Genomic DNA, 25,868 nt, shown 5'->3' on the forward strand with positions numbered 1-25,868 from the left:
AGGTGGCCTCCGATGAGCATCGAGCCAAGGGCGAAAGTGGCCCCCGAGCGAGTGCTGCCTGTCTGGGAAGGCCCGGTGCCCGTGGCGCCGGAGACGGCGGCGCAGCAGCGCGTCGTCCAGCGGATCTGCGCCAGGGTCGCCCCCGAGGGCGTGGAGATCGGCGTCGGTGAGCTGCCACCCGGCGGTCTGCAGGTGTGGATCGACACCCCGTCGCCGCCCGCCGAGCAGGAGGGCTGGGTCCTCTACCACCGCATGGCCCGCGAGGTGTCCCTGGTCGGCTGGCACTGCGAGGCCGACAAGGACCGTCTGCTGGTGCTCGGCTGGAGCGCCGCCTGCCTGCACAACCGCGTACGGCTGCTGCAGAGCGGCCTGCGCCGGCTGGCCGGCTTCGAGCACACCGCCCAGCGGGCCGTGCAGCTCGAGGGACAGAGCCCCGACGACGGCCCCGCCTCCCAGATCGTGGCCGCCACGTGCGCCTCGATCGAGCGGCGGCTGCGCTGGCCCGAGCGGCTGGCCGAGGTCGAAGGCTTCGAGCGCAGCTCCGGCCTCCCCCACCTGCAGCTGCTGCTGGCCCAGGTCATCGGCCTGGAGTCAAAGGTCGCCGCGGCCTGCCAGGAGCACCTGGTCATGGCCCGGGTGCTCGCCCGAGCCGTCTGCGAGCAGTACGCGCGGCACGCCGACCTGCGCCGCGCCCAACGAGAAGTGCTGGCCGAGTCACGCCGATGGGTGCACGCCAGCTCCTTGATCCGTGGCTCGGCCACACGGCCGAGCTCCACCGGCGGCGGCCGCCCCCACATGGGGCTGGCGGAACGCCGGATCGCCGCGAGCGTCATCAACCACGGCGCGCCGAGGGCCACCCCCGCGGCCGCCGCTCCACGGGCCGGACACACCGGCTACGAGGAGGACACGCGCTGACCTGAAGCCGCTCAACGGCGAGTGGCCGTCCGGAAAACCCCATTCACATCCGGTAGGAGAGCTCCCGTCATGCGAACCCCCCCGCACCTGCCCGGCCGCGCCAGGCACGAGTCGACCGACACCGCCGTGCATTCGCGCCGTCCCCGGCGTCACCCGTACGGACTGCACGAGGTTCCCGTGCAGTCCCCGCCGCGCGCGGGCTCCGGCACGCTCGACCTCCCTGAACCCGCCCCCGTCCCCGAGCCGGACGTGTACGTCGAGCAGCGGCTGCTCGGCATCAGGGAGTTGTCCAACCAGGCCATCGGCTCCATCGACGACCTGCTCCAGCACACCGCCTGAGAAAGCCAGAGGAGAGCCATGCAGGAGCTCACGCGAGTGGAGCTGATGCCGCGCGACGTCGGGGGTCACCAGCCTCGCTCCATCGAGGGCACCGAGACGCCGCGCACCCTCGACGAAGTACGCGCCCTCGTCCGCCGCGCCATGACGACCAGGCGCCGCCTCTACCCGATCAGCACCGGCAGGAACTGGGGGATGGGCTCGGCCATGCCGGTCACCGATGACAACGTCGTCGTCGACCTCAGCGGCATGAACCGGATCCGCAGCCTCGACCTGGAGGCCGGATACGCCGTCATCGAACCCGGCGTGACGCAGGCCCAGCTCGCCGCGGTGCTGCGCGACACCCCGTGGATGCTCAACGTCACCAACTCCTGCGCCGACACCTCGGTCGTCGGCAACGCCCTCGACCGCGGCGACGGCACCTTCCGCTCCCGCGTCCACGACGTGGCCGGGCTGGAGGCCGTGCTGGCCGATGGCAGCGTGGTCACCACCGGCGGGCTGGACCCCGCGGGCCGCTATCACGGCCGGGTCGCCGGCCCCGACCTGACGCCCGCGTTCGTCCAGCACAACCTGGGCATCGTCACCGCCATGGCCGTCGCGCTCGTGCCGCGCCCGCAGACCGTCGGGTTCGTGCACGGCCGCATCCCCCGCCACCAGGTCGGCCTCGCGCTCGACGCGATCGCCGGCTTCCTGCGCCGCGGAAACCCCGCCGACGGGATGCTGCGCGTACGCGAGATGGCGCTCGTGCCCAGCCACGGCGACTGGCTGCTGCCCGCGGGCATGGACCCCGGCCTGTTCACGATCATGGGGCCGCTGCTCGGCACCGACGCCGCCGTCGAGCTGGCCGAGGAGCTGCTGCGCAAGGCGCTGGTCGAGGTCGAGGGCGCCGAGGCGCTGCGTGTGGTGAACGCCGCCGAGGTACTGCCCGGCGACCCGCTGTACGCCAGGGCGCTCATGGCCCAGGGCATCCCCACGTGCCTGGGCGTGCGCAACGCCCTCCGCGTGGCCTCCTGCGACCAGATCGACCAGGGCCCGACCGGCTTCCTGGCGCTGATGCCGCTGATGCCCACGAACGCCCGCAAGACCGAGCAGATCCTGGCCGCCCTGCAGGCGGCCGTGGAGGCGCACACCACCGCCCTGCTGGTCGAGTGGAACCTCGTCAGCAAGCACCTGGCCAACGGCGTCATCCAGATCTTCTTCGAGCGTGGCGTGCCGGACGCCGCCCACCGCGCGCACCAGCTCCGCAACGACGGCAACTGCCTGCTGCGCAGCCACGGCTGCGCGATCTACCGCTCCGACATCGACCACGCCGCGGCCGACGTCTGGTCCGAGACCAGCACCGCCAGCCTCGGCATGCTCCACCGGCTCAAGACCGCGCTCGACCCGGACGGCATGCTCTCGCCCGGCCGGTACGGCGCTTGACAACCCGACAGATCCATCTTCGCCGGTCGCACAGCCGGAGTGTGCCGGCCGGCGCGGACCACTCATAGCTTGGAGGTGACCACGTGCGTTCGTCACCAGCACGGGGGACGGGCACGGCCGGCGTAGACCGCCGCCAGGGAGTCATGCTGCGGCTGGTCGGCGCGGGCGTCATGTTCACGGTGATGGCCGACACCACGGCCACCACCCTGGCCGTCGGGGTGTTGCGCTACACCCCGGCCGGCGCCGGCATGCCCCTCGGCGACCTGGTCTGGCTGACCAGCGCGGCGTTCATCCCGATCGCGGCGCTGCTGGCCACGGCCGGCCGCTGGGCCGACCTGTTCGGCCGCCGCCGGGTGCTGGCCGTCGGACTGGTGATCTTCGTGCTGGGCGGCGTCGCCACCGTCACCGTCGAGTCCTGGCCGTTCGTGCTGGGCGCGCGGGCCGTCCAGGGCGTCGGCGCCGCGGCGATGATCCCCGCCAGCCTCGGGCTGCTGCTCGGCGAGCTGCCGGAGTCGCAGCGGCGCGGCGCGATCGCGCTGTGGAGCTCCGCCTCCGGGCTCGGCTGCCTGCTCATGCAGGCGGGAGGCGGCTGGCTGGCCGCCACCGTCGACTGGCGGGCGCTGTTCGTCCCCGACGTCGTGATCGGCGTCGCGCTCCTCATCGCCTGCCTCGCGCTTCCGCCGGGTAAGCGCGCGGGCGCCAGGGGCCTGCCCGACGTGCTCGGCGCGTGGCTGCTCGCCGCCGGGATCGCGGTCGTCGTCCTGGCCATCTCCAAGGCCATGGCCTGGGGCATGGACGTGGTGTGGCTGGCGCTGGCCGCGCTCCTCCTCATCGGCGGGGCGCTCGCCCAGGCCAGGCACCACCGGCTGCCCGCCATCGACCTGGCGCTGTGGCGCCGGCCCAAGTTCGTCTGGGGATGGCTGGCCACGTGGTGTTTCGGCGCCCTGTCCTACGGCCTGCTGACCGTGCAGCCGCTGTACCTCCTCCACCTGGGCTACCCCATGCTGGAGGTGGCCATGTGGCTGACGCCCACGTCGGTGGCCGTCGTGGTGACGAGCTTCCTGGCCGGAAAGATCGTCAAGCGGATCGGAGCCTACGGCCTGATCTACGCGGGCTCCCTGCTCTGCGGCGGCGCGTGCGTGCTCGTCCTCACGCAGGTCGGGCCCACCGTGTGGGGCCTGGTCGCCAGCGTCGTGGTCGGCGTCGGAGTGGGCGCGCTGGCGCCCGGCACCTCCGTGGCCACCACCCTGGCCGCCCGCCCCCACCAGTACGCCTCCGCCGTCGGCGCGGCCACGATGGCGCGCATGGTCGGCGGCGCGGTGGGCATCGCCGTGGTCTCCGTCGTCATCGACCACCCGTTCATGACCGGCCCCTTCGAGGGACTGGCGGGCGCGATCGCGATCTGCGTCGCCATCTCGGTGCTGATCGGCGCGCTGGCCCTCACCAAGATCACCCGGCTGCGGACCGACCCCGGCGACGTCATGATCAAGGTGCCGCGCCGGATGCTGCTGGAGTTGCGGATGACCCTCGCCACCGTCGCGGCGGAGGCCGACGCGTTGCTACCTGTCGAGACCCGCACACCCCCCATGGACCACATCCCGCGGCCGCGTACGGCCGACTCCGGCCCGCTCGCCGGGACCCGCGGGCCTACGAACTAGTTCACCACCGAAAGGGCTCTCGTCATGGCAACCACATCGTGCGACGTAGCCATCGTCGGCGCCGGGCTCGGCGGCTGCTTCCTGGCGTTACTCCTAAGCCGCCGCGGCCAGCGCGTCGTCGTCATCGAGCAGGGACCCTCCATCCCCAGCGCGGGCGCCGACTTCCTCAAGCCCCCCGGGCTGCGGGTGCTCGCCCGCCACGGGCTGGCGGACCTCGTCGGACGCCATGGCCTCAGACGCGACATCATCCGCTACTACCACGACGGCGACCCGATCAGGGAATGCCGCTTCCCCGACGGCGGCTTCCTCATCCGCCCCTACCGTGAGCTGGTCGAGCTCATCTACGCCAGCTGCGCGATGGAGGGCGTGGAGTTCTGGTTCGACGCCGAGATCGACGACATCGCCGTCGGTGACGGCCGGGTCGAGGAGCTGACGCTCGCCGACGGCCGCCGGCTGCGGGCCGACGTCGTCGTCGGCGCCGACGGCACCAAGTCCGCCGTACGGCAGGCACTCGGCATCGAGCAGGTCACGATGCCGTACGAGCGGCTGCTCATGCGGGTGGCCACGGTGCCGCTGACGACCAGTGTCGCCCAGCTCAACCGGCTCTACTTCAGCTCCGACGGCTGGCTCGCCTACCTGTACCCGCTCAACAGGGACCAGGCCAGGGTGTTCGTCGGCCTGCCGCCCGAGGACGACAAGGAGGTCTTCCAGGACGGTATCCCCACCCTGATCGACGAGCTCAAGAAGTTCGTCACCGAGAGCTCCGACGCCTTCGACTCCCTCCAGCCCGCCACCTGGCACCTGATCAAGGTCTCCTCGCTGCGCGTGTCGGCGTACCACCAGGGCAACGCCGCGCTGCTCGGCTCGGCCGCGTTCGCCTGCCACCCGATGACGGGCATGGGCATGAGCTACACGCTGCACGACGCGGAGATCCTGGCCGACGTCATCAGCGCGGCCGGAGGCGACACGGAGCTGCTCGACCGGTTGCTGTACGCCCGCTACGAGCCACGCAGGCACGCGCACCGGGAGCTGATCGACTACGGCGACGCCCTGGCCGCGACCTTCCGTGACCGGGACGCCTACCTGGCCGCCTTCCGCCCCGACCTGCACGTCTTCGGCACGGCCGCCGCGCCGGCCGAACCGCCGGTCCCGCAGCTCGTCTAGAGCCGCGCCCCCGCCGCCCGCCATTCCCGAACCGGTGAGGTCGTCCTCATTTCCCACGCTGAGTGCGGTACGCCGGCCCGATCACCCAGGCGGCGGGGGCGCGTTTTGCCTCCATGGTAGGGCCTGCCCTACCACAGGGACGGGTGACTGCCGGGGTTCGCATAGACTCCGCCGCAGCGATGCTGATGGGTATTCGCACACGACTCACCAGCATCGGAGATCAATGTGACCGTAGTCGACACGTCCCGCGCCAGGCCATCGGGGGAGCGGGGGAGCGACTTCGCGAAGCTGTCGCGCCGCATCGCCCAGGAGGGCCTGCTGAACAAGCGGCCCGGCTACTACACCGCCAGGATCGGCCTCGTGGCGGGTCTGTTCGCGGGCAGCTGGGCGTTGTTCGCCGCGGTCGGGGACTCCTGGTGGCAGGTGCCGGTCGCGGTGCTGCTCGCCGTCGCGTTCGCCCAGGTGACGCTGCTGGCCCACGACCTCGCGCATGGGCAGATCTCCCGGTCGCGCCGCACGTCCAGGACGGCCGGACTGCTGGTGGGCAACCTGGCCGTCGGGCTCAGCTACGGCTGGTGGATGGACAAGCACACGCGCCACCACGCCAATCCCAACCACGAGGACCACGACCCCGACGTCTCGCCGGACGCGCTGCTCTGGTCGGACAACCAGGCCGAGGCCGCCCGCGGGCTGCCCCGGTTCATCGGCCGCTGGCAGGCGTTCCTGTTCTTCCCCCTGCTCACCCTGGAGGGGCTGAACCTGAAGGTCGCCAGCTTCCGCGCGCTGCGCCGTGAGTCGCTCAAGAACCGGAAGGTCGAAGGGCTGCTGCTGGTCGCGCACAACCTGGCGTACCTGGGGGCCGTGTTCCTGGTGCTCTCACCCGGCAAGGCGCTGGTGTTCCTCGCCGTGCACCTCGGCTGCTACGGCGTCTACCTGGGGTGCACGTTCGCGCCCAACCACAAGGGCATGCCCGTGCTCACCGCGGAAGACGAGCTGGACTTCCTCCGCAAGCAGGTCCTGACCTCCAGGAACGTGCGCGGCGGGCGGCTGGTCACCACCGCTCTCGGCGGGCTCAACTACCAGATCGAGCACCACCTGTTCCCCAGCATGCCCACCGCCAACCTCCGCAAGGCGCGGCCCATCGTGCGCGAGTACTGCGCCTCGATCGGGGTCGACTACGCCGAGTGCGGCCTGTTCGAGTCGTGGGCGCAGGCCATGCGCCACCTGCACGCGGTGGGCCGGCCCCTGCGCCGGGTCAGGACGTGATGATCAGCTCCAGGCCGCCGAACTCCTCCTTGACCTGATGGCCGGCGCGGATCAGCACCGTGCGCAGCGCCAACCGGACCGCGGTGCGGACGGTCGCGTACTTCACCAGCCCTTCGGCCGAGGTGTTCCAGGTGACGATCACCCCGCGGGTGGGATCGTGCCAGACGCCGAGCCCGCCGTCGGCGGACACCAGCGACGGCTCGACGATGAAGCCCGCGTCCGTCAACTCCCGGCGGACCACCTGTTCCAGGTCCGGGCCGGCGCCCGAGGCGGTGTCCATCACAGTCCGCTGCCCCGGCGGCGGGGGCCGCGAACGCCGGGTGACGCATCTGTCTCGTGCGAGGATGTCGGTTGTGTCTTCGGCGTCATCAGCGCTCCGCCTCTCCCGGGCCGTCGTGTTCGCGACGGTCTGCGGCGCCGTGTCGGCGGGCGGGCACGCGCTGGCCGGCGGCGGGCCGGTGCCGTTGGAGGTCTACCTGGCCGGCGTGCTGGCGGTGCTGGCGTCGGCGCACCTGATCGACGGGCGCGAGCGCGGCCCCGTCGCCGTCCTGGCCGCCACGGTGAGCGCCCAGACGGTGCTGCACCAGCTGTTCGAGCGGCTCGCGCCGGCCGCTGACGCCGGCCCCGCGCACGGGCATCCCGCGCCCGCGGCGGGCATGGCGCTCGCGCACCTCACGGTGGCGGCGCTCACCGCGTGGTGGCTCTACCGGGGCGAGCGCGCCCTGTGGCTCGTGCTCCGCCTGTACGCCACGCCGCCGCCGGTGATCCGGCTGCTCGTCAGCGCCCCGGTCGGCGTCGCGGCGCCGTCGTGGCGGCCGGTGACCCCTCCGGAGATCCCCGCGTACGTGGGAAGGACCGTCTCCCAGACCGTCAGCAGGCGAGGACCGCCCGCGCGTTCGCGTTGAAGCCGTCCCGGCGCGCCGGCGTCCACCGGCGCGCGTCCCCGCCTGTTCTGGAGACTTGTCATGACCTTCTTCCTGCGGGCGGCGCTCGCCTGCGCCGCCTTCCTTGCCCTGTCCGTCTCGCTGTCCGGCTCGCCCGCCTACGCCCACGACGCGCTCAAGCGCAGCTCACCGGCCAAGGACGCGGAGGTTTCCGCGGCCTCCGTCGAGGAGATCGAGCTCGAGTACACCGCCAGCGTCAAGTTCCCGTTCGTCGTGCTGCGTGACGCGGCCGGCAAAGAAGTCCCGCTCAGCAAGCCGCGGCTTGCGGGCCCGAAGGTGTTCGCCGAGGTCGGCCGGCCGCTCGCGGCGGGCGCGTACGTGATCGCCTGGCGGGTCGTCTCGTCGGACGGACACCCCATCGAGGGGGAGATCCCCTTCCGGGTGAAAGGATCTGCTTCTCCGTCGGTTTCGTCCACGCCCGCCGGGGAGGGGGCCACGGAGGGCGGACCGTCCGCGGCGGCGAGCCCGTCGTCGGCCGGCGGCGGCGCGTCTTCCGGGACCTCGTCGGGCGTGCCCGGCTGGATCTGGGGCGGGCTGGCGGCGCTGGTCGCGCTGGGCGCGTTCGTCCTGATCAGGGCCGCGCGCCGAGGTCCGGACGGGGAGGAAGCGCATGCGGATTGAGCAGGCCAGACGGCTCGCGCGGCGGTGGGTGAACGAGGAGGGGGCTGCGCTGCCCGGGTTCGGCGGGGCGTTCCTGACCGGGTCCGCGCTGTGGGCGGACGGCGACGCCGAGCTGCCCGCGAGCTCCGACGTGGACGTGGTGGTGGTCGCCGACCCGCCCGTCAGGATCGGGAAGTTCCTCTATGAGGGCGTGCTGCTGGAGGTCTCCTCCATGCCCCGGCTCGGGTCCCCGCACGAGGTGCTCAGCGACTACCACCTGGCCGGCAGCTTCCACCTCCCGTGCGTGCTGGCCGACCCCACGGGTCGGCTCACCGAGCTCCAGCGGGTCGTGGCACGGGACTTCGCCGAGCGGCCGTGGATCCTGGCCCGCTGCACCCAGGCCATGGACCGGGTGCGCGGGTGGATCAACGGCATGGACGAGTCCGCGCCGCTGCACGACCAGGTGAGCGCGTGGCTGTTCGGCACCGGGGTGACCACGCACGTGCTGCTGGTCGCCGGGCTGCGCAACCCCACCATCCGCAGGCGGTACGCGGCCGTGCGGGAGCTGCTGGCCGAGCACGGGCGTCACGACTACCACGAGGTGCTGCTCGACCTGCTCGGATGCGCCGCGCTGAGCAGGGAACGGGTGGAGCGGCACCTGGCCGCGCTGGAGGTGGCCTTCGACGCGGCCGCCCACGTGCGGGCGCCCTCCTACCGGTTCGCCTCCGACATCAGCCCGATGGCGCGGCCGGTGGCCGTCGACGGCAGCCGGGAGCTCATCCGGGCGGGGCTGCACCGGGAGGCGGTCTTCTGGGTGGCGGCGACGTACGCGCGGTGCCTGGCCAAGCGGGCGGCGGCCGGTCTGTCCGGGTATGAGGACGGGTTCCTGGAGCTGCTGGAGGACCTGGGCGCGGCGACGTTCGCCGACCGGCGCTGCCGAGGGGACCGCGTCCTGGCCGCCCTCCCCGGGCTGTGGCAGACGGCCATGTCCCTCTGCTGACCCGGCGACGACCAGGTCCACGCCTCAGCTGGTCTTTCCCGGGCGGCGGGGCAGCAGGGCCACTGCCAGAGCCGGGAGGGCGGCCAGGACGACCCAGGGCACGGCGGCCGGGAGGCCCAGGTCGAGCAGGGAGCCGGTGGCCGAGCTGCCGATGAGGACGATCAGGCCGGAGACGGAGAACAGCGCGCCGGTGTAGAGGCCGAGCCGTCCGTCCTCGGCGAGGTCGGGCACCCAGGCGCGGGCGGCGGGCACGACGAGCATCTGGCCGAGGGTGAGCAGGACGACGTATCCCGCGGCGGGGAGCAGACCGGCGCCACCCGTCCAGTCGGCGGGGCGTGCGGCGGCCACCACCGCGAAGCCGGCCGCGACGAGCAGCAGCCCGATGGCCATGGAGCGGCGCAGGTCGAGCCGGTCGCCGACCCAGCGGGTGATCGGGAGCTGGGCGAACACGACGAGTAGGGAGGAGAGGGCGAACAGCCAGGACAGGGGCGTCTGGGAGCCGGTCGCGCGTTCCACCTCCTCCGGCAGGGCGAGGTAGAGCTGGTTGTAGGCGAGCAGATAGGCGCCGTACGCGCAGCACAGGGCGAGGAAGCGGCGGTTGCGCAGCAGCGCGCGTACCCCGCCTCGCTCCCGGTTCGGCGTCCGGCCGGGGATGTGCTGGGGCATCAGCCACACGTGCCCGGCGAGGACGAGCACGAAGACGGCGGCTCCCGCAAGGCAGGCGATGCGGAAGTCCACGGCGAGCAGCAGGCCGCCGAGCAGCGGGCCGACGAAGGCGCCGGCCTGGCCTGCCACGGTGAACAGGGCCAGCAGCCGGGTGCGGGGGCCGTGCCCTTCCTCTTCCCAGGTCACCGCCTGCCGGGCCACCTCGGATTCGACGGCGGGGGAGAACAGGGCGGCGGCGAAGCCGATCGACAGCACCGCGCCGATCACGGCCCAGGTCGCCTCGGCGTACCCCAGCCAGGCGAACCCGGCGATCCGCAGGGTGCAGCCGGTCAGGACGACGGGGCGTACGCCGTAGCGGTCCACGAGCCACCCGCCGACCACGAACAGCCCCTGTTGGCTGAAGGTGCGCAGGCCGAGGACGAAGCCCACCATCCAGCCGGCCATCCCGATGGCGGTGCCGAGGTGTTCGGCCAGGAACGGCAGTACGGCGTAGAAGCCGATGTTGAAGGCGAGTTGGGTGAGGATCAGCAGGCGCAGGAGCGGGGAGAGCTCCGTCCAGGTCCGCCGGCGTGGGGGTTTGGGGATCCGGGCGGCTCGGGTGAGGGTGCGGGAGATCAGGGAGGTCATGGGGGTCCGCTCAAGGGGTGTGGGTGGGTGGTGTGAGTGGACGGCGGCTGGGAGCCGAGGCCGAGGAAACCGAGGGCGGCCAGGCTTAGGGTGATGCCGGCGGCCGGAGCAGGGCGTGGCGGATCACGGGGGGCAGGACGGATGGGTCAAGTCTTCCGAGACGCCGAGCCGGGACAGGAGATAGGCGTCATCCCCGAACAGGGAGAAGTTCTCGGTGGGAGGGAAGGCGTGCGCCACGCGCAGCCGCCCGCCCTCCGAGGAGCCGGACGAGTTCGCGGACCACGAGCCGTCGGGGGAGGCGGAACAGCCGGAGAGGAGCGGGGCGAGGAGGAGGCAGGCCACACGTGTCCGGTGCCGAAGTCCCGGTAGACGGCGTCGAGCATCGCGGCCCGCGCCTCGTCGAGGTCGTCCCTGCTCGCCATACTGATGCAATACAAATGCATTTGCACATCATATGCAACAACACGTCGAGCCACCAGGGCCGTACTCCGCGTTGCGGAGCCTCTGGGTCATCGCCGTGCCGCCGCGCCCGCGGCCCCGTTGTCACCCGGCTCATCGCTGCTCACGGTGGGTGACACTGGTCGCTCATGCGGAGTCGGAGGTGCCGGCGCGCCTGCTCCACTACCAGATGCCAAGGCCCGCCAGCACCAGGATCACGCCGGCCCCCGCAGCCACGCGGGCATACCCAGTGCCGCTTCCTGTGCCGAAACGGGGGAAGCGGCAGGGCTGGAGGAGGCGGCGGGCGTCTGAGCAGCAGGCGACGATGCGGTCTCTGAGGTGGTGGGCTCGGTGTGGGGTGGAGGGAGCGGTCACGGGGAAAGGGGATCTCGTGTGGCTCGGTTCGTCAGGAAATGGGGTACCGTCGGCGGAAGCGGCCCGGACCTGTGTGAAACGTGGTGCCGTCCGGGAACCGGACCTGCGCCTCGGCGCCTCCGGGGACGTCGACCGAGATGGTCAGGTGATCGTCCTGGACGCGCCAAGCGACGGCGACCCGCCCCTGCGGGCTGTCGAACGTGCCCTCGGCCCAGGTGATCGTGTCGTTGAGCACGGACGCGACGAGGAAGGACTCCCATGCGACGGAGCCTGCGGCCTGGCGGAGGCCCAGGGTGTGGGTGTGCAGGAAGCGGATGACCGCGCCCTTGCTGTAGTGGTTGAGGGAGGCCGTGGCGGTGCCGTCCTCGGAGACGCCGTCCCAGTCTTCCCAGATGGTGGTGGCCGATCTGCAGGTCATGGGGCGATTGGCTCATCATCGTTTCCCAACTCGAGTGACATGGTCATCGGCTCGCCCGTTCGCGGGAAGCCAGGCACGGCGCCCCGCCGTACGGGAGCGCCGAGAGGAGGTGGACTACCGGACGGACTTGACCTTGAAGAGGATGAGCAGGCCGCCGACCAGAGCGAGAACGGCTCCGGCGAGGTAGAGCAGGGTGTAGTTCTTTTCCGCGCCGACCACGCCGATCGTGATGATGAACGGGGCGATGAGCGGGGCGATCGCGCTGGGAATCTTCTGCGCGAACGCGACCACCGCCATGTACCGGCCCGCCTGCGCCCGGTCCGGCAGAACCGCGAAGATGATCGCCTGGTCCACGGCTGCGAACACGGCGATGGCGAGCTGCATCAGCACCGCGCCCACGATCAGCGGCGGCAACGAATAGGCGAAGGCCTCGACGCAGGCGCCGGCGACGAACAGGAGCGCGCCGATGAAGGTGAACAGCTTCCGCCGGCCGAGCTTGTCGGACAGGAATCCACCGGCCAGAGCCCCTGCGGATGCCGCCACCACGCCCAGGATCCCGATGGAGGCCACGACCCCCGCGACTTCCCTGACGGGCAGGTCGAGGCGCTGGGCGTAGAAGAACGTTGGACCGAGCTCGCCGGCGAGGTTGCTCCGCCCGAGTACGGCGATCAGGGCTAAGGCCGGCCGATGGCGGCGTCCTCGAGGCGCTGCGCGGATCGGGCAGCGTGTCCAGGATCTCGATCGGCGCGGGCAGGTCATCCGGGTTGGTGAGGGGGTTGGTGGAGGTGACGTGCGCCCGTGGCGGGTGAGCACGTCGATAGGGGAAGGCGGCACGCGAACGCGACCCCCTGTTCTTGATCGGCTGGCTTCGACAACCGACGAGCACCGGGGGTCGCGTTCGCTGTCTGGGCGTCGGGGCACTATCCGCCCTGGTCCAGGCCCGATCTGCTGATCCGGGTATGTGGTGTCCGTGGACTGGGTCACCGCGGGTGCATCACGGACCGGTCGCCAGGCGTGCGTGACTCCGTGGCCAGGCCATGTGTTGTGAGGTTGGCCGAGATCGGAGTCAGCGGCCGGATGGCGGCGGTCTTCGATCAGCTGACCTGGTGGCTCCCATCAGCCGACATGCCGTTTGACCCAGTCGCGGGCCAGGCTCGACGATGCCGGTGCGCTGCGGTGGAGGGTGAGCACGTGGCCGGTGGCGGGGATCACCACGGCGTCGAGGGGCGCATTGGGGTACCAGCGCTTCTGCTGTGCCTGCAGCGCTGCCGAACTGGTGCAGTCGGTCGCACCCTCACCGCAGAGCAGCCGGTCGTGCTGGCCGATCATGATCAGGACGGGTATGCGGATGAGTCGGTTGTCGGAGATCGCCGGGAAGGTTTCCAGGAAGGTGTCGGATTCCTTCGTGGCCTCGTCGCGCGCGACGACGGCGCGCTGGGCTCCGGGCAGGTGGTAGAACCATTCCGCTCTGGCTCCGGGCCGGGTGGTGTAGTACGCATCGTCCAGTCGGCGGGCGGTGAAGCGTGGGTCCTGGCCGGCCGGATAGGTCGCCTGGGCGAACTGCTCGAACGCGGCCTCGTTCGGGGTGCTGGATTCGCCGGTCAAGATGATGCCGTCGAGCGTGTCCGGATGGCGGATCTGAACGCTGCGGATGATCGTGGAACCGATGGAGTTGCCCACCGCCACGACGTTCCGGTATCGCCGCCCGTCGAGTTTGCCCTGACGGGCTGCGAGCGCCACCTGGCGGAAGGACTCCTGGTGGCTGTCCGGTCGCAGCCGGGCTCCGGACGGCCACGAGCTACGCCCGGCCCCCAGACGGTCGATGGCCAGCACCGCGTATCCGGCGCGGACCATCGTGTCCGCGAACGTCGGGCCCTTTCCATTGCCGCGCATCCAGTAGGACCGGTCGTAGGTGCCTCCGGGGACCAGGATCTGGATCGTCCGGGCTTCGCCGCGCGGGCGGCACAGGGTTCCCGCTATCCGCTGGTCCACAGGCCCGCCTTCGGTGAGGGGTACGGCCACGGAGACCGGCGAGCAGCGTGTGGAGTCCGCCGTTGCCGTACTCGTTGCGGTTGCCAGGGCCGCGAGCAGGCTCGCGCTCACCACTGCGACCCGCCGTCTTGTTGCGCCAAGCCACTTACTGTCCACATGTATCCCTTCGTACGACGTACCGTACAGCATACGGTACATCACGATGAAGGTGCTTTGGTCAGGCGCGGGCTGGATGAAGTCGAAGGCGACGGCGAAGTGTAGCCAGGCGGGTCGGCCGGATGCACTGCGACGGACAGCGGCCGGGACGAGCGCGAGGGCCGCGTCGGCCGCCGCCGAAACGGTGCTCACCGCAGTGCGACCCGGCGACGTCGTCGAGCCGAACGCGGCCGTCTATCTGCACACCTGCTGGATGGGTTTACACCCAGCTCCGGCCGGCGTGGATCGCCGCCGCCGGCACGTTCGCGATCGTGCGGCTGTGCCACTGCTACGCGCTGGTCTCGGCGGCCATGGCGCTGGGCGTCGTCACCATCGAGACCGCCGCGATCGTACTGGCCGCCCAGAACCCCGAGCCGTACCTCGACGCTTTCCTGCTCCGCTTCCCGATGCCGGTCGCGATAGCCCTGTACGTGGACGGCCAGCCGTACGTGACGTTGTCCCGGATGGTGCGCCGCCACGTCGACGAGGTGATCTCGCCGCTGATGGCGCCGGCTCGCAGTCCGTCCTGGGCATCCTGGCCTCACTGATCGTCTACTCCTTGCAGCAGATCCTGTCCTGAGGCAGGTGCCGGCCGTTCCTGCCGATCGGACGGTACGGCCCTTTCCCGCAGCACCTGCGCGCACAGTGCGAGGGGCGTCATCTGGCGGTTCCGCACTGGCAGCCAATGGCGAGAGATGCCCGAAGAGCTCGGGGCCCGGCCACGCGCTACGACAAGAGGTGCCGGGCGAAGAACCGGACCGCGCTGTCGGCCTCGAACCTGGGCAGATCCTTGTGCTTGCCCGAGTTCGCGTGCAACGACTTCTCCCTCGAGGCAAAGGCGTCGAACAGCGCGAGACCCTCCTCGCGCGAGATGTGCTCGTCATCCCACTGCAGGTCGAACTCGATCGGGATGGTGATCTGCTTCGCCTTCTCGGCCAGGACATCAGGCCAGTGCTGACCGAAGACCGCGGCCGTGATCCTGGGTTCGATCGCCACAAGTGGCACCCCCATCGCGGTGCCCATGTCGATGCCCAGCGTCCCTGCGGGCGCCGTACCGGCGCGGAGCTGGCTTCGTTGCGGTTTGCGCACATTCAGTGCGGCATGCGTGGAGCAGGTAGATCATGGCGGCATGGCGACGCGGAAGAGCCCATGGCTGTGGATCTCGCTGCTGGCCGGTGGTCTGGTGGCCGGGGCGCTGGGTGTGATCTTCATCGTGCTGGATCTGGAGCAGGCCGATCAGCTGGCCGGCGTGGTCGGTGTGTTCGTCGCCCTGGCCGGGCTGGGCATCTCGGTGTACGGAGTTGTCCTGGCCCGCCGTGGCGAGGCTTCGAGCCCGGTCTGTTCCTCGGCAACCACCGCACGCTCGGGCGCAGACGCCGGGCCGACAATCATCACCGGGGCAGGCGACACAAACAACACGATCAAGGGCGGCACCTTCCACGCGCCCGTCACGATGGCCCGGGACATCACCGGCCTGCCCGTGCCTCCGCCGACCCGGCCTCCTGCCTCGCCCTCGGACGGCCCGGATGGCCCGGAGCAGCCCCGGTGAGTGAGCCGCGTATGGCTGACGATCAGGCCGGGAATGATGCCACCCGCAACGAGATCACCGGTGGGACGTTCTACGCGCCGGTGACCTTGGCCCGCGACGTCACCATGCAGGTCACCGGCCCTGCCCCGCAGGCCATGGCGGGTCTGCCCGCCGCGCCGTTCGGCTTCGTCGGCCGCGCCAAGGCCCTGCGTGAGGTGCTGGCGTTCTTGAACCCGGCAGGCGGGGGCGGATCGGGGGTGGTGGTGTCGGCGGTGGCGGGGATGGCCGGGGTCGGCAAGACCGCACTGGCGCTGATGGCCGCCCACCGGGCAATGACCGAGGGCTGGTTCGGCGGCGGGGTGTTCTTCATCGACCTGCGCGGCTACACCCGCGCCCTCGGCGAACGCGTATCGGCCGCAGCTGCGGCGGGGCAGTTGCTGCGTGCGATGGGCATCCGCGACGCCGACCTGCCGCCCACCGGCGAGGAACAGCTGGGCTTGTATCGGTCGGTGCTGGCCGACCGCGCGCGCCAAGGGCTGCCGGTGCTGGTGGTGGCCGATAATGCCGCCGTCACGGGCCAGGTCGAGCCGCTGCTGCCAGCTCAGTCCTGTCACCGTCTGCTGATCACCTCACGGCACACCCTGACCCTGCCGGCCCACCTGGTCGACCTCGGCATACTGCCCGCAGCAGAGGCCCTCGACCTGCTACGCACCGCCCTGCAGGCAGGCCGGTCCGATCCGCGCGTCGACGCCGAGCTCGAGTCCGCGGAGGAGATCGTCCGGCTGTGCGGGCGGTTACCGCTGGCGTTGCAGATCATCGCCGCCCTGCTGCGTGCCGAACCCGACCGCCCGCTGGCCGAGGCGGCGACCGAACTCACCGACACCCGCCAGCGGCTGGACGCCCTGGATGCCGGCGACCTCGACCCGCACGGCCGCCCGGTGGCTGTGCGAGCCGCTTTCGACCTGTCCTACCAGCGCCTGCTGGCCGACCAGCCCGAGCAGGCCCGATTGTTCCGGCTGCTGCCCCTCAACCCCGGCCCGGACATCTCCCTCCAGGCCGCCGCCGCCCTGACCAGCACGCCGGAGCCGACGGTACGCCGGCACCTGGCCGCGCTGACCCGGGCGCACCTGCTCACCACCCCGGCCCCCGGTCGATGGCGCATGCACGATCTGGTCCGCCTGTACGCCGACCAGCAGGGTTGCACGCAAGCAGCCGTGGACGGCCGCGATCAGGCGCTGGACCGACTGCTGAACTTCTACCGGCATACCGCCATCGCCGCCGACGCCCACCTGCGTGCCCTGCCCGGTCAGCCTGTCCCGGACCGCTTCACCGGACGAGATGACGCCATGGCCTGGTTCGACGCCGAACGCCCCAACCTGGTCACCGCCGTTGTCCTCGCCGAAGCCTCCGGCCGCCACCACATCGCCTACGACCTGCCGACCTACCTGAACATCTACCTGTCCTGGCGGCGTGCTCTCGACGATCGCGTCACCGTCGACACCCTCGCGGTGACGGCCAGCAAGCATCTCAGCGACAGGACAATGAAAGCGGATGCGCTCACCAGCCTCGGCAACGCTCTGAGCGAGGCGCGCCGCTTTGACGAGGCCATCGCCGCCCACCAGGACGCCGTCACCATCTTCCGCGATCTCGGCGACCGGCACGGCGAAGGCGCGGCGCTGACCAGCCTCGGCCTCGCTCTGGGCGAGGTGCGCCGCTTTGATGAGGCCATCGCCGCCCACCAGGACGCCGTGGCCATCTGCCGCGAGTTCGGTGACCGGCACGGCGAAGGCGCGGCGCTGAACAATCTTGGCCTCGCTCTGGGCGAGGTGCGCCGCTTTGATGAGGCCATCGCCGCCCACCAGGACGCCGTGGCCATCTGCCGCGAGTTCGGTGACCGGCACGGCGAAGGCGCGGCGCTGACCAGCCTTGGCCTCGCTCTGGGCGAGGTGCGCCGCTTTGATGAGGCCATCGCCGCCCACCAGCAAGACCTGGACATCTGCCGCGAGTTCGGCGACCGCTACCGGGAAGGCACGGCGCTGAACAATCTTGGCCTCGCCCTGCGCGAGGTGCGCCGCTTTGACGAGGCCATCGCCGCCCACCAGGACGCCGTGGCGATCTGCCGCGGCCTCGGCGACCGGCACGGCCAGGGCGAGGCCCTGAACAATCTTGGCCTCGCCCTGTATCAGGTGCGCCGCTTCGACGAGGCCATCGCCGCCCACCAGGACGCCGTGGCCATCTGCCGCGAGTTCGGCGACCGCCACCGCGAAGGCCGGGCGCTGAACAACCTCGGCCTTGCCCTGCGCGAGGTGCGCCGCTTTGACGAGGCCATCGCCGCCCAGCAGGACGCCGTGGCGATCTGCCGCGGCCTCGGCGACCGGCACGGCCAGGGCCGGGCGCTGAACAATCTCGGCAACGCCCTGTATCAGGTGCGCCGCTTTGATGAGGCCATCGCCGCCCAGCAGGACGCCGTGGCCATCTACCGCGATCTCGGCGACCGCCACCGCGAAGGCCAGGCGCTGAACAACCTCGGCCTTGCCCTGCGCGAGGTGCGCCGCTTTGACGAGGCCATCGCCGCCCACCAGGACGCCGTGGCCATCTGCCGCGAGTTCGGCGACCGGCACGGCCAGAGCCAGGCGCTGAACAACCTCGGCCTCGCCTTGCAACAGGTGCGCCGCTTCGACGAGGCCATCGCCGCCCATCAAGACGCCGTCACCATCTACCGCGGCCTCGGCGACCGGCACAGCGAGGGCACGGCCCTGAACAATCTCGGCGGCGCCCTGTATCAGGTGCGCCGCTGCGACGACGCCATTGCGGCATTCGAGCAGGCCACAACCATCTTCGAGGTCACGGGGGACGAACACAGCCGCCGCATGGCGCAGTTCAACCGCGAACAAGCCCTGCGACAGCAGGCCGACGAATAGACCTTCCGCGCTCGCCTCCGCTCGTTGCTGGCTGCGTGAATACGACACTGTGGAATACATCACGGTGCCGGTCCATCGGACGATCTTCTGCGGCGGTCCCGCTCTGTCGGTTGCAGTTGAACCTGTCGGTGTTCAGGTTGAGTTGTCCCTCGGGACGGAATTTCGCGGTCCGGTATATCGCTGCTGGCCCACCGTTTCCGTTCCAGAACAGGTCCGGGCAGGATGGGCGGCATGCAGGACTGGATGCTTGATTTCGCCGAGTACGTCCGGGAGCTGTTACCCGAGGAGCTCGCCGAGCCGTTCCTCGCCCTGACCCGTCCGGCCATCCGGCTGTCGATCGCCGAGAAGGGCGAGACCACGGTGGGCCGACTGGGCGGCCTGCCCCGGCTACCCGAAGGGATGCCGTGGCCGCGCGCCGGCGACGGTGGTCCTGCGATGCAGTTCCTCGCCGAACTGGACTGCGCGGCGCTAGCGGCCTATGAGTCGGACATCGACCTGCCCACCGAGGGCACGCTGTTGTTCTTCGCCACCTGGGAGAGCACGGCCGCGCAGGTGATCATGCCGCCTCCTGACGCCATACGTGTGCCCGAGCGCGAGCTGCCCGTATGGCCCCCGGAGGCGCGGGTGTTCCCCGAGGTCCCGCTCGCCGCCGAAACCGTGGCCACCTGGCCGACACGTGGCCATGACGACCTGGTCAAGCTGGGCGATGAGTTCTGGGACCGCGTCGTGGGGGACGACCCCTGGGAGGTGTTCGCCGACATGCTCGCCGACTTCGCCGACGCGGAGGGTGGCCGTGCGCACCAGGTCGGCGGCTACTCTGACGCCCTGCAGTCGCCCGTCGAAGCAGCGGCCGCGTACGCAGCCGGGCTGAACCCGAAGGATCCCGGCTTCGCGGCGGAGGCCTCCCAGTGGGTCAACCTGCTCCAGCTTGACGAGGACAACGGGATGATCTTCGGGGACGGAGGCATTCTGATCTTCGGCATCCGCCGGGACCGGCTCGCTGCCCGTGACTTCAGCCAGGTCTTCCCCTATGTCCAAGGGCACTGACATCTACTTGCCGGACGGTTGAGTTCCTCTCACCGACAGAGCGACTTGAACAAGTCCGCTCCGAAACCGTCCGAGTCGGGGTGTCGTGTCGCAGATCAGAACCTGCCCCGGCTGCTGTCAGTTGCGGTTGAAGCTGTCGATGTCCGCGTGTTGTTGTCGGTGCTCGTGCCGGTGTTCGGGATGAGTTGACGGATTCCGCCCGCAGTTCTGATCTCGGCGGGAGAATGCTCAGCCATGACGGCGGGTGATCGTCGCGGTGCGCTGCAGGAGCCCGCCGTAGGCGACCAGCGCGGGATTCTGCGCGAACGCGGACGAGGCCAGCACCATGGCCACCACGAACACCACCGCCACCGAGTAAACAGCCCCCTCTCCGCGCGAGCACCACGCACGCCAAGACGAGCGAGGCGAACCCCGGCAGTGAGAAGAGATCGTGGAGTGCGGCCTCCAGACTGCTGTGCTCCGGCAACATCGCGGGGCTGCCCGGGGGATACCGGCTCACCGGATCGCTGGTGAACACTCCGGCGCCGATGAGTCCGAGCGCCCGGCGCGGCCCGAAGGCGAAGGCCGGCGACAGCATGCCGGCGACGAAGAGGTCGGCCGCCTGGAGCCAGCCGTACTCGCCGAGCACGAGGGAGCTGCCCGGGTGACGCAGCGGGTCGTAGTCGGTCGTCACTGCCTGTCAGGCCCCGTCGGCGCTAAATCATTCCCTGCAGAGCGCCGTCCGGGTGAGAAGCCGTACCTTGGTGGTTCCCGAGGCGGGCGAGTCGATGGTCAGGTCGACGGCGCGGGACCGTACCTGCTGCTCGTCGACGACGTGCGCGCGGGCCGGCGCGGCGAGCGCGGCCGACCCGAACCCGGGGCGAGCAGCGGCGATCATCACAGCGCCGGGGAAGAGCATGGCGATGAGCCGCCAGGAATCGGCCCTGCCGAATGGGTGGGAGAGCCATGCACCTACGATCGCCACATGCTTGATCGAAGCCATCGCAGCGAAGAACTGCTGACCGCGCGACTGTCGCTGCGACGCCCGGTGCCGGATGACATCGACGCGATCTTCGCCATCCACAGCGATCCCGCCGCTTGCCTGCACAACCCCTCCGACGCGCTGTCCAAGCGTGAGGAGGCGATGGAGCTCTTCCAGCGTTGGGATGATCACTGGCGGCGCTTCGGCTACGGCTACTGGGTGGTGCGACGCCGAGACCCCGGCCGGACGCTGGGGTTCTGCGGGACCAAGGTCGTGGACCTCAACGGCATGAGCGTGCTCAATCTCTTCTACCGCTTCGAGGTCTCATCCTGGGGCCAAGGAGTGGCCAGCGAGGCCGCGACCGCGGTGGTTGAGTGGGTGACGGAACGCGTTCCCGATCTGCCCGTCATCGCCCGTGTGCGCCCGGCCAACACCGCCTCTCAACGGGTGGCTGTGCGCGCTGGCCTGGTACGGGCTGAACACCTCGACACCGCCGGCGAGGACGGCTTGGACTGGATCTTCGCGAAGAACCTGCTTGGCTGAACCGCGTCGTCACGATGCTCAGCTCGACTCCGCTGGGCGGCCCGTGGTGTGCGGCGTCGACTGGCGCCCGATCGGTGCTCATCGGTGCTCATGGATCGACTACCTCGGACATTTCGTCCTCTGGCCGACAGAAAGACCTGAACAACTCCGCTCGAAACCGTCCGGACCAGGGTGTTGTGCCGCTGGCCAGACCGTCCCGGCCGCCAACTTCATCCGGAAGGGACATTGCATACGCTCGGAAGGTCTGACCGTCGAGCGACAAGTTTCTGGGTCGGGGTCCGCGACAGGCCCATGTCACCCGTGTTGACTGATTCCTTACCAAGGATGATCTTTGAGGCGACTGTCGCACAACCGAACAGGTGGCGGCCGCGGCGGAAGGCCTATGCCAAGTTCGCGAACCGCCCGATCCGCGACTTCGTTCCCGTGCTGGTGGAACAGGACTGCCCAAAGACCTCCTGCGCGGCGACGCCGCCTGACCAGTACGGGGCGGCGGCGCAGCCGACGTTGATCGCTCGTTGGTGGCCGGGACGCCGCCGCCATGAACAAGATTCACTTAGCCGAGGAAGGACATGACGTGCGGGGCCAGTACGTCCCACGAGACGTTGTGGTCCTGTCCTTCGAGGACCGTGTGCTGAACGGAGGGCAGGGCGTCCACCAAGGCCCGGGCCGCCGCCACAGCCCACGGGCCGGTTTCCGAACCGGTCAGGACGAGGGTCTTGACCTTGACGTCGGCCAGGTCGGCCGGGGGGCGGCCATCGCCCATGACGGCGGCATCGTAGGCCAGTGTCGGGGCGATCGCCTCCATGGACGCCCACCCTGGTGACCGGCGGATCTGGTCGATCATTCCCGGCGGCAGGCCGATGGAGCCCATGAACAGGGCCATGGCCTCCCCGCGACGGCCCTCGTTCAGGTAGGCCGTCAGTTCGGTGACGTACGCCCGGGCGCGCTCGGGCGCGTCGCCGTCGAGCTGGAACGGCGGCTCCCAGAGCGCCAGCCCGGTGATCGGCAGGCCGGCGGCCGCCGCGCGCAGTGCCAGCACCGCTCCCGACGAGTTGCCGAACACGGCCGCCGCCTGCGCTCCTGCGGTCCAGAGCCGACGGCGATGCCCGAGCCGTCCACAGCGTCCTCCGTGCAGGCCGTGTTGCTGTACGCCGCGACCGCGGGGAGGTTCGTCATCGCCTTCCTGACCGGCGAGCGCACCACCGTGATCGACGCCTGGGGCAGACCTGGCATACCGGCGACATCTACGAAATGTCCGTACTGACCACGATCTACGGCATGATCTTCATCACCGTTCTCGCCGCACTCAACCTCACCGGGCGTAGCGCCGGCGCCCCGGCGAACGCGCCTGTCACCGACCCGGATGAAGCCCCAGCCACCCGGGGGTCGGGTCTCCCTTGACCTCGCCGAAGTACAGGGCGAAGGTCTGCTTCAGCTGCTCGGCCTTGGCGCGGTCCTCCATGAAACCGGGGGAGCCCGTCCACGCCGATGATCTTCTTCTTGGTGCCGACAGCGGAGCCGGGCGAGAGGGAGCCGCGGGCGAACCGCGGCTGCTGGGCGGCGAAACCGGCCACCCAGTCCCATCCGTAGGTCTCCGTGTAAAGGGCGAAGAGATAGAGCACCGCGTCGTCGTCGTGCGGATAGGACGAGGCGATGGACCCTTCCACCGCGGGTCGACAAGGTCCCGCGGCGTCCGCGGCGCATTGGCCCCAGGCAGCCGCCACGTCGTACAGATAGCCCACCGGGATCGGCGTGGACTGCCAGGCATTTGCTTGACGCGTCATGCACCGAACTCATCGTCGCCGGCGCCCACGAGGGCCTGGCCGCCGCCCGCACCGGCGGGCGGCCGAACTGCCCACCTCCCCGCAGGATCGCCCGGCGCCCGGGCCCGGCACATCGTGAGCGCGGTCCCCGTATGGTGGTCTAGTAGGGCAGAGATTTGGGACGGGCCGGCGTTTAGGCGGTTCCCGCTGGTCGGTGGCAGAGAGGGACATGAGCGCCTTCCAGCCAGGGCCGACAGATTCGTTGAGGACCCGAGGCCAGCCGGGGTTGGGTCAGAACCGGGCGGGAAGCGCTCATGTACGTCATCATCGTCAGGTGTTGAGCGGGTTGCGGGGATGCGGTCGGCGACTCCGCCGGCCACGGACTGCGCGGCGGTGCTGCCCGGCTTGCGCACCGCTTGCTCGTTGAAGCAGGCCATGAACGGCACGAGCCGGCGCAGGCGGCTTCCCGGGCGGCGCCGCTGGGGAAGCCGAGTAGCCGGAGTTGCTCTCGTAGGGTGGCTGCGTTGAGGGGTTCTCGGGCGCTCTGGCCGGGGAGAGCCGGCGGGCCTCGGGGTCGGCTGCGGTGACCTGGACACGTAGTGGCATCTGATCATCGGTAGTGGCCCGGCGGATCAGCTCCAGGCGACGGCGCTGGCTCAACGGGGCAGAGTTTCCCTGCGGCGGCACGGGCAGGTCGAGGCGGCGCATGTGGTTAGCCCGCCCGCGCTGTCGTAGATCAAGGTCCTGCTCGTCGAGCCCGGTCAGGAAGGCTTGGACATGGGCGAACTGGCCGCCAGCCCCTCCGAACCGGCGGACGCCGGCAGCAAGGGGCTGGCGGCGGCGCGACGGCCCGGAGCACGCCGCAGGCCAGCTTCAGGTCGCGCAGGCAGGCGGGGTTCGCCGGTTGGGGAGCTGGTGAAGCGCTTGGTGGGTCAGGGGGATGCGACCGCCGGCCAGGCTGGTGAGGAGGTCTTGGACGTGGGTGGTGCGCAGCCACATCCGCCCTTTCCAGGGGTCGCGCATCGCGATGAGCGCCTCGGCCGGCGGGGCGAGCGCGGGATTGATCCGGTCGGTGCCGTCGTCGAGGGCTGCGGTGACCTTGTCGGCCAGGGTGCAGCGCTCGCATGCGCGTACCTGACGGGGCTGCGCGCGGCGGGCCGGTCGTCCAACACCGGCGGGCCGGCCACGTCGAGCCGGTGCTCGCAAAAAGACGTCGACCGGCTGCCCTCGGCAGCGGTAGCGTCCTGGGTCTGTGTGGAGCGAAGTACGACCGCCGACGACGACTCAGGTCCGCGACGCCTTCGGTGTCGAGGTGGGCGAGCTGCGGCCGCATCCGGGCGGGTTCGAAGCGGATGCGTTCACCGACGGGCGCTGGTTCGTGAAACTTTGGCGTCAGCAGCCCGACAGCGACGCCAGTCTGGCGCTGACTGCTGAGTTGGCAGCTCGGGGCATCCCCGTTGCTGCGGCGGAGCGAGCACTTGACGGCTCGTACACCTCCGAGCACCATGGCCGGCGCTACGCGCTGTTCCCGTTCGTCGACGGCCGCCAGGGAACGTGGAACGACGCTGACGCGATCGCGCGGGCGATGCGCGCCGTGCACGAGATCACCGAGCTCGTCCTGCCCCGCACCGATATGGACGAGTGGTGCATCGAGGTGCTGCGCGACCGGCACGACCACCCTTGGATCGTCGACCGCCGCGACGAGGTCATGGCCAACGTTGACCGGCTCGAAGCGGTGATCGAACGGGCACGCGCGATCGACGTGCCCCACGTCGTGTGCCACCACGACCTGTTCCCTCACAACGTCCTCGTTGACCGCGACGGTCGCATCGCGACGCTGCTCGACTGGGGTCACGCGATGCTGGCGCCACGCGAGCACGATGTGTTCGCCGCCTTGTGCGGGCCCGACCCCGTGCGCTTCCTGCGCGCCTACGGCGCGGAGCGACTCGACCTCACCCACCTCGAGTACGCCCGGCTCGCCCGCTCGCTGCGCGACCTTGCAGTTCGCGTCTACAACGAGGTCGACCTGGAGGGCGTCAACACCTGGGGTTTCGACGGGTTGCGCCGAGTGGACGCCGATCTAGTTCTCTCCCGACCTTTTTGCGATCGTTGAGGTCGCCCGATGCGTCGATCGACGAGATTGCGGCGCGATCGACGCCAGATCACGGTTCTGGATCCGCTCATTCCGCTGGCGGGTGTTCGAGTTCGTCGCTGAGCAGGTGGGCCCGCCAGGTCAGTGCCATCCGCCTGGTCGGCGTCCCGACGCAGCAGATCAGGTTCACCACCGATCGCGCCCAGGCCATCGCCGAGCTCTGCGACGGCGCCGAGGCGGCCATCGCAGCCGTCCGGGACCCTGACCACCGGCTCCACCCTGGACGACGCGGCGCCGGCGGCATTCCTGGACGAGAACGGCGGGCTGCTGTGAGCCGGCGGCAGACATCCCCGGCGGACTTCACAGCGCGACGCGATGGGCTTCACGCAGGCCGAGTACGACGTCGCCGACGTGATGACCTGGCTGCGCTGCAACCATGGGCGCGAGGTTCATGCCCTCGACCGACCTGGCCCGGCGCCGGGTCTGGGTCACCCGCTACATGCGCGACGGACACGGCGACGAGTTCAGCGCCCGCGACGAGATGTCCACCGCACGAGCGGCGATGACGTCGGTGAAGGACATGCACCGCGCCACCACCTTCGAGGCCGGCAACCCCCACTCGATCGCCCGAAGGGGTTCGAAACGATGGCCCAAGCCGCCGACGAGTGCATCACCAAGGTCGTCGGCCTCGACAAACTCGGCCCCCCGACCCCGAGCGGCAGCTGAAGCCTGGGAAACGCCCGAAACCCTGGGGCCCCTGGCCTGAGGGCATCACTGCTCAAGGCGACCGGCCAAAGTGCCTTCTCCGAACTACGAAACGATCATGAATGCTGCTGGTTGTCAGGCCGTTGCCTGCGCGTCCCGAAGCGGGGCTCTCCTGAGAGGGTGAGGGTCTGGGCCAGGTCGCGATATAGGTGGGCATGCCCAGATCGACGGCGGCGTTGCGGCGGGCGATGAGCCCGTCGACTTGGGCGAGTTTGGCTTCGGTGGCGGCGAG

Annotated in this window: 29 protein-coding genes and 2 pseudogenes; 18 read left to right on the forward strand and 13 right to left on the reverse strand. The window is 70.6% G+C overall.

The annotated features are described in order from the left end of the window. Window positions 1-12: 12 nt before the first annotated feature. The 6 genes from ID574_RS35005 to ID574_RS35030 all read left to right on the forward strand — a co-directional run bounded on the left by ID574_RS35005 (window position 13) and on the right by ID574_RS35030 (window position 6,761). Entirely contained in the window at window positions 13-915 is a 903-nt protein-coding gene (locus tag ID574_RS35005) for a hypothetical protein (protein WP_188193283.1), read from the forward strand. Between the two features lie 69 nt (window positions 916-984). Further along, window positions 985-1,254 (forward strand): hypothetical protein, encoded by a 270-nt coding sequence (locus tag ID574_RS35010; RefSeq protein WP_188193284.1) that lies wholly within the window; start codon window positions 985-987, stop codon window positions 1,252-1,254. Between the two features lie 18 nt (window positions 1,255-1,272). Then, on the forward strand, window positions 1,273-2,673 hold the full coding sequence (locus ID574_RS35015) for an FAD-binding oxidoreductase (RefSeq protein WP_188193285.1): 1,401 nt from the start codon (window positions 1,273-1,275) through the stop codon (window positions 2,671-2,673). A gap of 143 nt (window positions 2,674-2,816) precedes the next feature. Beyond that, the gene (locus ID574_RS35020) at window positions 2,817-4,331 is read left to right on the forward strand and encodes an MFS transporter (protein WP_188193286.1); all 1,515 of its coding nucleotides are present in this window, start codon (window positions 2,817-2,819) and stop codon (window positions 4,329-4,331) included. A gap of 24 nt (window positions 4,332-4,355) precedes the next feature. Continuing rightward, entirely contained in the window at window positions 4,356-5,495 is a 1,140-nt protein-coding gene (locus ID574_RS35025) for an FAD-dependent oxidoreductase (protein WP_188193287.1), read from the forward strand. Between the two features lie 225 nt (window positions 5,496-5,720). Continuing rightward, window positions 5,721-6,761, forward strand: a complete 1,041-nt coding sequence (locus ID574_RS35030; protein ID WP_188193288.1) for a fatty acid desaturase family protein — start codon at window positions 5,721-5,723, stop codon at window positions 6,759-6,761. Here ID574_RS35030 and ID574_RS35035 read toward each other — a convergent pair. Then, window positions 6,751-7,041: a hypothetical protein gene (locus ID574_RS35035; RefSeq protein WP_223167380.1), complete on the reverse strand. Its 291-nt coding sequence runs from the start codon at window positions 7,039-7,041 to the stop codon at window positions 6,751-6,753. The genes ID574_RS35030 and ID574_RS35035 overlap by 11 nt on opposite strands. A gap of 64 nt (window positions 7,042-7,105) precedes the next feature. Between ID574_RS35035 and ID574_RS35040 the strand changes: the two genes are divergently transcribed. The 3 genes from ID574_RS35040 to ID574_RS35050 are packed head-to-tail and all read left to right on the forward strand — an operon-like array spanning window position 7,106 to window position 9,305. Continuing rightward, a complete protein-coding gene (locus ID574_RS35040; RefSeq protein WP_188193290.1) occupies window positions 7,106-7,666 on the forward strand; it encodes a hypothetical protein in 561 nt (186 codons plus the stop codon). Between the two features lie 60 nt (window positions 7,667-7,726). After that, window positions 7,727-8,326: a copper resistance CopC family protein gene (locus tag ID574_RS35045; protein ID WP_188193291.1), complete on the forward strand. Its 600-nt coding sequence runs from the start codon at window positions 7,727-7,729 to the stop codon at window positions 8,324-8,326. Continuing rightward, entirely contained in the window at window positions 8,316-9,305 is a 990-nt protein-coding gene (locus ID574_RS35050) for a hypothetical protein (RefSeq protein WP_188193292.1), read from the forward strand. Before ID574_RS35045 ends, ID574_RS35050 begins: the two co-directional genes overlap by 11 nt. Before the next feature lie 24 nt (window positions 9,306-9,329). Here ID574_RS35050 and ID574_RS35055 read toward each other — a convergent pair whose 3' ends face one another. The 5 genes from ID574_RS35055 to ID574_RS35075 all read right to left on the reverse strand — a co-directional run bounded on the left by ID574_RS35055 (window position 9,330) and on the right by ID574_RS35075 (window position 14,169). After that, window positions 9,330-10,598, reverse strand: coding sequence for an MDR family MFS transporter (locus ID574_RS35055; RefSeq protein ID WP_188193293.1), 1,269 nt, complete (start codon window positions 10,596-10,598; stop codon window positions 9,330-9,332). 123 nt (window positions 10,599-10,721) lie between these two features. Then, window positions 10,722-10,940, reverse strand: coding sequence for a hypothetical protein (locus ID574_RS35060; RefSeq protein WP_188193294.1), 219 nt, complete (start codon window positions 10,938-10,940; stop codon window positions 10,722-10,724). Between the two features lie 502 nt (window positions 10,941-11,442). Next, a complete protein-coding gene (locus ID574_RS35065) occupies window positions 11,443-11,829 on the reverse strand; it encodes an alpha-L-rhamnosidase C-terminal domain-containing protein (RefSeq protein ID WP_188193295.1) in 387 nt (128 codons plus the stop codon). Window positions 11,830-11,943: 114 nt separating this feature from the next. After that, window positions 11,944-12,588 carry an MFS transporter gene (locus tag ID574_RS35070; RefSeq protein WP_223167381.1) on the reverse strand — a complete coding sequence of 215 codons (645 nt, stop codon included), beginning with the start codon at window positions 12,586-12,588 and terminating at the stop codon, window positions 11,944-11,946. Between the two features lie 357 nt (window positions 12,589-12,945). Then, entirely contained in the window at window positions 12,946-14,169 is a 1,224-nt protein-coding gene (locus ID574_RS35075; RefSeq protein WP_223167382.1) for an alpha/beta hydrolase, read from the reverse strand. Window positions 14,170-14,288: 119 nt separating this feature from the next. Between ID574_RS35075 and ID574_RS35080 the strand changes: the two genes are divergently transcribed. Both ID574_RS35080 and ID574_RS62990 read left to right on the forward strand, forming a co-directional pair. After that, on the forward strand, window positions 14,289-14,564 hold the full coding sequence (locus ID574_RS35080; protein WP_188193296.1) for a hypothetical protein: 276 nt from the start codon (window positions 14,289-14,291) through the stop codon (window positions 14,562-14,564). A gap of 50 nt (window positions 14,565-14,614) precedes the next feature. Then, window positions 14,615-14,804: pseudogene (locus tag ID574_RS62990) on the forward strand (hypothetical protein); the annotation flags it as partial. Here the strand turns inward: ID574_RS62990 and ID574_RS35085 are convergent. Beyond that, window positions 14,743-15,105: a hypothetical protein gene (locus ID574_RS35085; protein ID WP_223167383.1), complete on the reverse strand. Its 363-nt coding sequence runs from the start codon at window positions 15,103-15,105 to the stop codon at window positions 14,743-14,745. The pseudogene ID574_RS62990 and the gene ID574_RS35085 overlap by 62 nt on opposite strands. Window positions 15,106-15,145: 40 nt before the next feature. On the opposite strand from ID574_RS35085, the gene ID574_RS35090 reads away from it, so the two are divergent. After that, window positions 15,146-15,565: a hypothetical protein gene (locus ID574_RS35090; protein ID WP_188193297.1), complete on the forward strand. Its 420-nt coding sequence runs from the start codon at window positions 15,146-15,148 to the stop codon at window positions 15,563-15,565. A gap of 70 nt (window positions 15,566-15,635) precedes the next feature. Here the strand turns inward: ID574_RS35090 and ID574_RS35095 are convergent, their stop codons facing one another. Further along, entirely contained in the window at window positions 15,636-15,842 is a 207-nt protein-coding gene (locus ID574_RS35095; protein WP_188193298.1) for a hypothetical protein, read from the reverse strand. Between ID574_RS35095 and ID574_RS35100 the strand changes: the two genes are divergently transcribed. Beyond that, window positions 15,826-18,465 (forward strand): tetratricopeptide repeat protein, encoded by a 2,640-nt coding sequence (locus ID574_RS35100; protein WP_188193299.1) that lies wholly within the window; start codon window positions 15,826-15,828, stop codon window positions 18,463-18,465. The genes ID574_RS35095 and ID574_RS35100 overlap by 17 nt on opposite strands. 231 nt (window positions 18,466-18,696) lie before the next feature. After that, complete coding sequence (locus tag ID574_RS35105; RefSeq protein WP_188193300.1) at window positions 18,697-19,512, forward strand: YwqG family protein; 816 nt, start codon at window positions 18,697-18,699, stop codon at window positions 19,510-19,512. Between the two features lie 228 nt (window positions 19,513-19,740). Here the strand turns inward: ID574_RS35105 and ID574_RS61870 are convergent, their stop codons facing one another. The 3 genes and pseudogenes from ID574_RS61870 to ID574_RS35115 form a co-directional block, all read right to left on the reverse strand. Continuing rightward, on the reverse strand, window positions 19,741-19,863 hold the full coding sequence (locus tag ID574_RS61870; RefSeq protein WP_262496083.1) for a hypothetical protein: 123 nt from the start codon (window positions 19,861-19,863) through the stop codon (window positions 19,741-19,743). A gap of 25 nt (window positions 19,864-19,888) precedes the next feature. Beyond that, a pseudogene (locus ID574_RS62995) lies at window positions 19,889-20,185 on the reverse strand (DUF998 domain-containing protein); the annotation flags it as partial. Between the two features lie 27 nt (window positions 20,186-20,212). Then, on the reverse strand, window positions 20,213-20,476 hold the full coding sequence (locus tag ID574_RS35115) for a hypothetical protein (protein ID WP_188193302.1): 264 nt from the start codon (window positions 20,474-20,476) through the stop codon (window positions 20,213-20,215). On the opposite strand from ID574_RS35115, the gene ID574_RS35120 reads away from it, so the two are divergent. Further along, a complete protein-coding gene (locus tag ID574_RS35120; protein ID WP_188193303.1) occupies window positions 20,477-21,016 on the forward strand; it encodes a GNAT family N-acetyltransferase in 540 nt (179 codons plus the stop codon). Window positions 21,017-21,340: 324 nt separating this feature from the next. Beyond that, a complete protein-coding gene (locus tag ID574_RS63000) occupies window positions 21,341-21,589 on the forward strand; it encodes a three-helix bundle dimerization domain-containing protein (protein WP_442939354.1) in 249 nt (82 codons plus the stop codon). On the opposite strand, the gene ID574_RS35125 is transcribed toward ID574_RS63000, so the two are convergent. Continuing rightward, window positions 21,570-22,079 carry an alpha/beta fold hydrolase gene (locus ID574_RS35125; RefSeq protein ID WP_188193304.1) on the reverse strand — a complete coding sequence of 170 codons (510 nt, stop codon included), beginning with the start codon at window positions 22,077-22,079 and terminating at the stop codon, window positions 21,570-21,572. The genes ID574_RS63000 and ID574_RS35125 overlap by 20 nt on opposite strands. 66 nt (window positions 22,080-22,145) lie before the next feature. Between ID574_RS35125 and ID574_RS61875 the strand changes: the two genes are divergently transcribed. Then, window positions 22,146-22,280, forward strand: a complete 135-nt coding sequence (locus ID574_RS61875) for a hypothetical protein (protein ID WP_262496084.1) — start codon at window positions 22,146-22,148, stop codon at window positions 22,278-22,280. Between the two features lie 1,372 nt (window positions 22,281-23,652). Here ID574_RS61875 and ID574_RS35135 read toward each other — a convergent pair. Further along, window positions 23,653-23,985 (reverse strand): hypothetical protein, encoded by a 333-nt coding sequence (locus tag ID574_RS35135; RefSeq protein ID WP_188193305.1) that lies wholly within the window; start codon window positions 23,983-23,985, stop codon window positions 23,653-23,655. Between the two features lie 46 nt (window positions 23,986-24,031). On the opposite strand from ID574_RS35135, the gene ID574_RS35140 reads away from it, so the two are divergent. After that, complete coding sequence (locus ID574_RS35140) at window positions 24,032-24,892, forward strand: phosphotransferase enzyme family protein (RefSeq protein ID WP_188193306.1); 861 nt, start codon at window positions 24,032-24,034, stop codon at window positions 24,890-24,892. Window positions 24,893-25,868: the final 976 nt, after the last annotated feature.

This window comes from Nonomuraea sp. SYSU D8015 (assembly GCF_008065375.1).
Taxonomy (GTDB): Bacteria; Actinomycetota; Actinomycetes; order Streptosporangiales; family Streptosporangiaceae; genus Nonomuraea.